The organism is uncultured Gimesia sp. (assembly GCF_937910335.1).
In the GTDB taxonomy this organism is placed as follows: Bacteria; Planctomycetota; Planctomycetia; order Planctomycetales; family Planctomycetaceae; genus Gimesia.
Window position 1 is genome coordinate 1 of record NZ_CALEMX010000261.1, and the last position, 5,794, is coordinate 5,794.

At 45.8% G+C, this 5,794-nt stretch carries 5 protein-coding genes; 3 read left to right on the top strand and 2 right to left on the bottom strand.

The features are described 5' to 3' along the window. On the bottom strand, positions 1-866 hold an 866-nt coding region (locus Q0668_RS10660), incomplete at its 3' end, for a nucleotide sugar dehydrogenase (protein WP_298864047.1). Positions 867-1,183: 317 nt separating this feature from the next. Then, positions 1,184-3,274 (bottom strand): M3 family metallopeptidase, encoded by a 2,091-nt coding sequence (locus Q0668_RS10665; protein WP_298864050.1) that lies wholly within the window; start codon positions 3,272-3,274, stop codon positions 1,184-1,186. 210 nt (positions 3,275-3,484) lie between these two features. Between Q0668_RS10665 and Q0668_RS10670 the strand changes: the two genes are divergently transcribed. From Q0668_RS10670 to Q0668_RS10680, 3 genes are all read left to right on the top strand, one after another. Continuing rightward, positions 3,485-4,501 (top strand): alpha/beta fold hydrolase, encoded by a 1,017-nt coding sequence (locus tag Q0668_RS10670; RefSeq protein WP_298864052.1) that lies wholly within the window; start codon positions 3,485-3,487, stop codon positions 4,499-4,501. Between the two features lie 78 nt (positions 4,502-4,579). Beyond that, positions 4,580-4,984: a hypothetical protein gene (locus Q0668_RS10675; RefSeq protein WP_298864055.1), complete on the top strand. Its 405-nt coding sequence runs from the start codon at positions 4,580-4,582 to the stop codon at positions 4,982-4,984. Between the two features lie 57 nt (positions 4,985-5,041). Further along, the coding region (locus Q0668_RS10680) for a hypothetical protein (protein ID WP_298864058.1) at positions 5,042-5,794 on the top strand (753 nt) is incomplete at its 3' end.

Below are 5,794 nucleotides of genomic sequence, written 5' to 3' on the forward strand. Positions count from 1 at the left end.
AAACCTTCCTTACGGGCCAGCCAGCTTAGATAGAACGGATCGATGGGGATACAATGGCCGCCCAAACCAGGACCAGGATAAAAGGCCTGAAATCCGAAAGGTTTGGTTTTCGCTGCATCAATCACTTCCCAGACATCAATGTCCATGCGGTCGAATAAAGTTTTGAGTTCGTTAACCATCGCAATGTTCACAGCGCGGTAAGTATTCTCCAGGATTTTACACGCTTCAGCGACTTCAGGTGAAGACACAGAAATGACGTTTACAACCGCATGTTCATACAAGGCGGCGGCAATCCGTAGACTGTTTTCTTCCATGCCGCCTACCACTTTGGGAATTCCTGCAGCAGAAAAATTCGGGTTGCCGGGATCTTCCCGTTCCGGGCTATAGGCGAGATAATAATCTTCACCCACTTTCAGGCCAGTAGCCTCCAAAATGGGGAGTAATACATCTCTGGTCGTTGTGGGATAGGTTGTACTTTCTAATACTACCAGTTGGCCGGGCCGTAATGTTTTTGCGATGGCACTGGTTGTATTTTCCACATAGGCTAAATCGGGATCTCGACTGGAAGTAAGCGGCGTTGGAACGCAGATCAGCAATGCGTCTGCTTCTTTCATCCGTGATGTATCTGTCGTCGATTCGAACTGTTTTTTCTCAAGCCAGCTGGCTACCGTTGCTGAGGGAATATGTTGGATATAACTTTTGCCGGCTTGCAATTGATCGACTTTATTTTGATCGACATCAAACCCTAAGGTTTTGAATCCCGTATTGACAAAAGCATCAATCAAGGGGAGCCCGACATAACCTAGCCCGATGATGCCAATAATTGCCGTTTTATCTTTAATTGCCTGCTCAAGATGATTTGTCATCTAAATACCGTCCTTGTTTAAGTCTTAAGTGCAGGAGAACTGGACTGCTGAATTGGCAGGATCATATCACTCGAACTTATTTCCTGCAAGCATTTTAGCGTACAGTCTGGAATCGCCGTTTTTCGATAATCATCGCCTGATTAAATACCGAAGTTTTCGAGTGGTACCGCGTCATCAGCACGACAGCCGCTAGACGATTTTTCGCTGTAATTTTGACCAAAATCAAAGTGCACCAGATCTTAATATCCCAGATTTTCTATGTGGAAATCAGTGTACGAGCATACGATCCTTTACCGAATCAAAGAGTGACTTGCTTTTTAAGTCAATCCAGTATGCCTGAGAAGTGGTTCAGGGCTTGGCTCGCGCCCCCGGAATTCTTTAAAGAGTTCCATCGGATGACGACTGCCACCCATTGCGAGAATCGTATCTCGGAAGCGTCTGCCTGTTTCTACCACCGCTCGTTCATCATCAAGGCCTGCATCTTCAAACGCACTGAAGGCATCGGCACTTAGGACTTCAGCCCATTTATAGCTGAAATAGCCCGCCGAATATCCTCCTGCAAAGATATGCTGAAACGAACACAGAAAACGATCTTCGGAAAGCATAGGCAGCACTGTCGTTGTTAGACCGACCTCGCGCTGCACGTCGAATACGGTTTGTGGGCCATCAGGATCGAATTCGCTATGAAGTTTCAAATCGACAATGCCAAATTGGTTTTGTCGCAGCATCTGTGTGGCTGCCTGGTAATTGCGCGCTGCTTTGATTTTCTCAAATAAGTCATCTGGCAAGGTTTCTCCGGTTTCATAATGTTTGGCCATGCCGAGTAAGGTTGGTTTATGGTAGCACCAGTTTTCCATGAACTGGCTGGCCAACTCAACCGCATCCCATTCCACGCCATTAATGCCGGCTGCATCCGCTTCATTAATTGTTGTCAGCATATGCTGTAATCCATGTCCAAACTCGTGGAACAGCGTTTCTACTTCTCTAAACGTCATCAGTGAAGGCTTCAACCCGACGGGCGGCGTCGAATTACAGATCAGATGTGCGATTGGAATTTGAACCTTTCCTCCAACAATTTTGCGACCCAGACAATCATCCATCCACGCACCTCCCCGTTTATCTGCAGGTCGTGCATACGGGTCAAGATAAAAACCGGCAATCGTTTCTCCCTCTTCATTGGCAATATTGAAATAGCGGACTTCATTGTTCCAGAGCGGAATTCCAGTAGAAACAGGCGTGACGGTAATGCCAAACAGTCGGTTTACCAGTTGGAAAAGACCATCCAGTACTTTCTCCAGAGAGAAATACGGACGCAATTCTTCGTCCGTATAACTGAATCGCTGCTCGCGTAATCGTTCGGACCAGAAGGCAAAATCCCATTGGATGATGGGCTCGGTTTCGCCCTGTTCGGAGGCAAAGTTTTGCAGGTCTTTCAAATCTTGTTGACCAGCGTCCCAGGCAGCCGATCGGAGTCGTTCCTCCATTTCCAGAACGGCTTCGATGCTGGGAGCCATTTTTTCCGCCAGGCTGATTTCTGCAAAGTTTTTATAACCAAGCAACTCGGCTTTTTCCTTGCGCAGTTTCAGGATCTGGGGGATCAAGGGCGTGTTGTCGACTTCTCCTTCAGAAGCGCGTGTGATAAATGCCCGGTAGACATTTTCTCGTAATGTTCGATTTCGACAGTGTTGCATGAACGGACCGAAGCAGGGGAAATCCAGACTGATTCTCCAAGGGCCCTGCTCAGGAGTTGCTTCGGTATCATCCTCTTTTTCGTCCCAAGTATTGTAGGACTGGGCCGTCAATTGTTTAAGGCTTTCGGGGAAACCAGCTACATCTTCAGTATCGGTGATGATGAGTGTAAACGCTTTGGTCGCATCCAGGACGTTGTTGGCAAAGTTGGTAGCAAGACGCGACAACTCGGTTGCAATTTCATTGAATCGCGTCAGTTGTTCCCCTGTGAGCGCGATGCCGGCGAGTTCGGCTGACAGAAGATTTTTTTCGACAATCCGCTGTTGTGCATTGTTAAGCGCGTCCCATTTTTCGCTGTTTCGCAGTGACTTCATTGCGTCATAAATCGGTTTGCTTTGTTTTACACTTAACGAGAAAGCCACAATCTCTGGTAATACGCTTTCGTAGGCTTCACGTAATTCAGGGGTGTTTTTGACACCCAGTAAATGTCCGACAGGCCCCCAAGATCGTTCCCAGGGATAATCCAATTCTTCCAGAGGTTGCAATAAACCTTCCCATGTTGGTTCTGCCTCTTCTTCAATTTTTTTCAAATTGACCTGGGACTGTTTGAGCAGCTCCTGGACGGCTGGATGAATGTGTTGTGGTTCGATGCGGTCAAAGAGGGGTAGCCCTTCTGAAACGAGAAGAGGATTGTCTGCTGATGTAGCTTGCTGGTCCATTCGAAATACGGTCCTTCTAGAGGAAATCTCTGATTCTCAAAGTGATTAGCGATCTATAGCTGGATGATGGTCTGTCAGTGAATCGAGGGGCTATCATAAAAAAGTCGAGGACTTATTTAAAAGGCATTCTATATATTCGCCGAATCGATACAATGCTTTGTAGGAAATTACTTGGTAAGAGCCTGATCGTGATAGCGTGGATTACGAAATATGCAAAAAAATTTAGCTTTCTGGCGGGGAATCGTTCTAGTCGTATATTTCTCGGCGAATTGCAGTGCCGATGAACCAGGAAAATCGACTCAGCAGGAAAAATATAGGGAAATTGAAAAGAAGGTGCTACAGATGAAAACGATGGGTGGACGTCAATTCTGGGGTGATGTACAGTTTTTTCAAGGCTGGAAAATTCAGCAGAACGTGATCAGTAAACATTATCGTCTGTTAAACTCTGCAGATCAGCGTCATGCAAGTGGAACACTGGAAGAATGCCAGAAACGATTGGAAGAAATCAAACAAGCCGAACACCTGAAACCAATGCAGGGGAAAGCCGTGATCTTGATTCATGGCATTATTCGTTCCTCAAAATCATTCGATAAATTGAAGGCTGCCTGTCAAAAAACAGGTCGGCTAGTAGTTCCTTTCGATTATCCCAGCACTCAACGAACGATACCCGAGAATGCAAAATATCTGGAACAGGTAATTCATTCATTAGAGGGAATCGAAGAAATCGATCTGGTCGTACATAGTATGGGAGGGCTCGTGGTTCGTTCATGGCTTGATCAACAATCAGTCGTCGATACCCGAGTGAAGCGGATGGTGATGTTGGGAGTACCTAACAAAGGTGCTGATATGGCGGACCGGTTTAGATCCAACTTATTGTTCAAAGTTATCTTTGGTCCTGCCGGTCAACAGCTGGTAACCGAGGAGAACAACGATTTTATTGCCGACCTGCCCACGCCTCCATTCCCTTTTGGAATTATTGCGGGAGGTCGGAATACGTTGAAAGGATACAATCCACTGATTCGTGGAGACAATGATGGTACAGTGGGAGTACATAGCACACGATTACCGGGCGCTGCTGATTACATCTTACTACCCATTTTACATTCCTTTATGATGAGTGATTCAGAAGCGATTACGCATACTCTACGGTTTTTGGAGACGGGTCGATTTCGTGAGTCAGACGAAGTGCAACCGATTCCCATAGCAGAAACGGCTACGAATCCCTGAATTTAAACGAGAGAGATTTTTTAAGTATCACGTTGAGATGATGTATTTTTAAAACGAAAAAAATGATTGACAATCAGCATGGATCAAGACAAAAAACATCTTAAGCGACTTTCCCAAATACAGATCCTGTATGGAATTCTGAACCTGTTTGTATCTTACTTTTACTATCAGGAGATTTTTATTCTTGTCGATGATTATCGAAAAGACCTTGAAAAAACGAACTCTGAAGTACAAGTGGCGCTCTTGATAGGCTTCGGTTTTATATTGTTTTTAATTGGGATCGCAATTTTGTTTTGCATTATTCTGGCAGGACAATCCCTGGCTCTCTATGAAAATTATACTCTTTGTCTGGTCGTGGCAATTGCAGAATGTCTAATGCTTCCCTTCGGTACATTCATTGGTGTTTATACCATTATCATCCTACGACGTGACTCTGTGAAAAAACTGTTTGCGATGCCCAAAGAAGAGAGTGGTTCAAGTTGATCTTTTGAGTCTATCATTCGCCTCGTCTCATTCTTTCTGATAAAGCTCATTCTGTTTATGTCCGAACCACAAGACACACCCTCTTTGAAACCCGCTTCGGCCTGGGGTTGGAAATTAATCAAAGGGGCATTACTGGCGTTGGTCCTTTATTATGTGGGGCGTCAGGGATATCAGCTTTATCAGGAGCAGCGCGAAGCCCTTTCGGAAATCCAGATCAAGCCAATGTGGCTGATTCTGTCTGGTGTGTGCAGTATCGTTGCCTGGCTACCTTCTGTCTGGTTCTGGCAGCGAATGATGATTGAATCGGGCGACAGCCCGGGGTTCTGGCCCACCGCGAGGGCTTATTATTGTGGTCATTTGGGAAAATATATTCCCGGTAAAATCTCAGTCTTACTCATTCGCGCGACACTGATGAAAGAGTTTAGAGTGCGTGTTTCGGTAGCAGCATTAACGGCCGCCTATGAGACGTTGGCGGTGATGGGTGTGGGGTTGGTGCTTTTTCTGGCGCTGGTACCTTATGTCATCAATGCAGACCAACTTGCCGAATGGCCCACCTGGATTCAGTCCATTCAATCGCGGCCTGTATTGGTACCCGCAGCGATTCTATTTGTATTGTTTATTTCATTACCCTTCTTATCTCGGCTGATAAATCTGTTTTCACAAAAAATAACGAAATCCGAACTGGATGCAGCCAAAGTAGAGGACCAACCTTCGATTTCCATTCGATTGCTGTACGCTGGCGTGTTTGCTTTTTTGATCAGTTGGGTTTTACATGGTTTAAGTTTGGGGCTGATTGTTGCCTCATTGGGA

Bases quoted from the DNA above. Each gene is read 5' to 3' on its own strand.
- Q0668_RS10665 (WP_298864050.1), bottom strand. From the start codon at position 3,274: ATGGACCAGCAAGCTACATCAGCAGACAATCCTCTTCTCGTTTCAGAA.
- Q0668_RS10670 (WP_298864052.1), top strand. From the start codon at position 3,485: ATGCAAAAAAATTTAGCTTTCTGGCGGGGAATCGTTCTAGTCGTATAT.
- Q0668_RS10675 (WP_298864055.1), top strand. From the start codon at position 4,580: ATGGATCAAGACAAAAAACATCTTAAGCGACTTTCCCAAATACAGATC.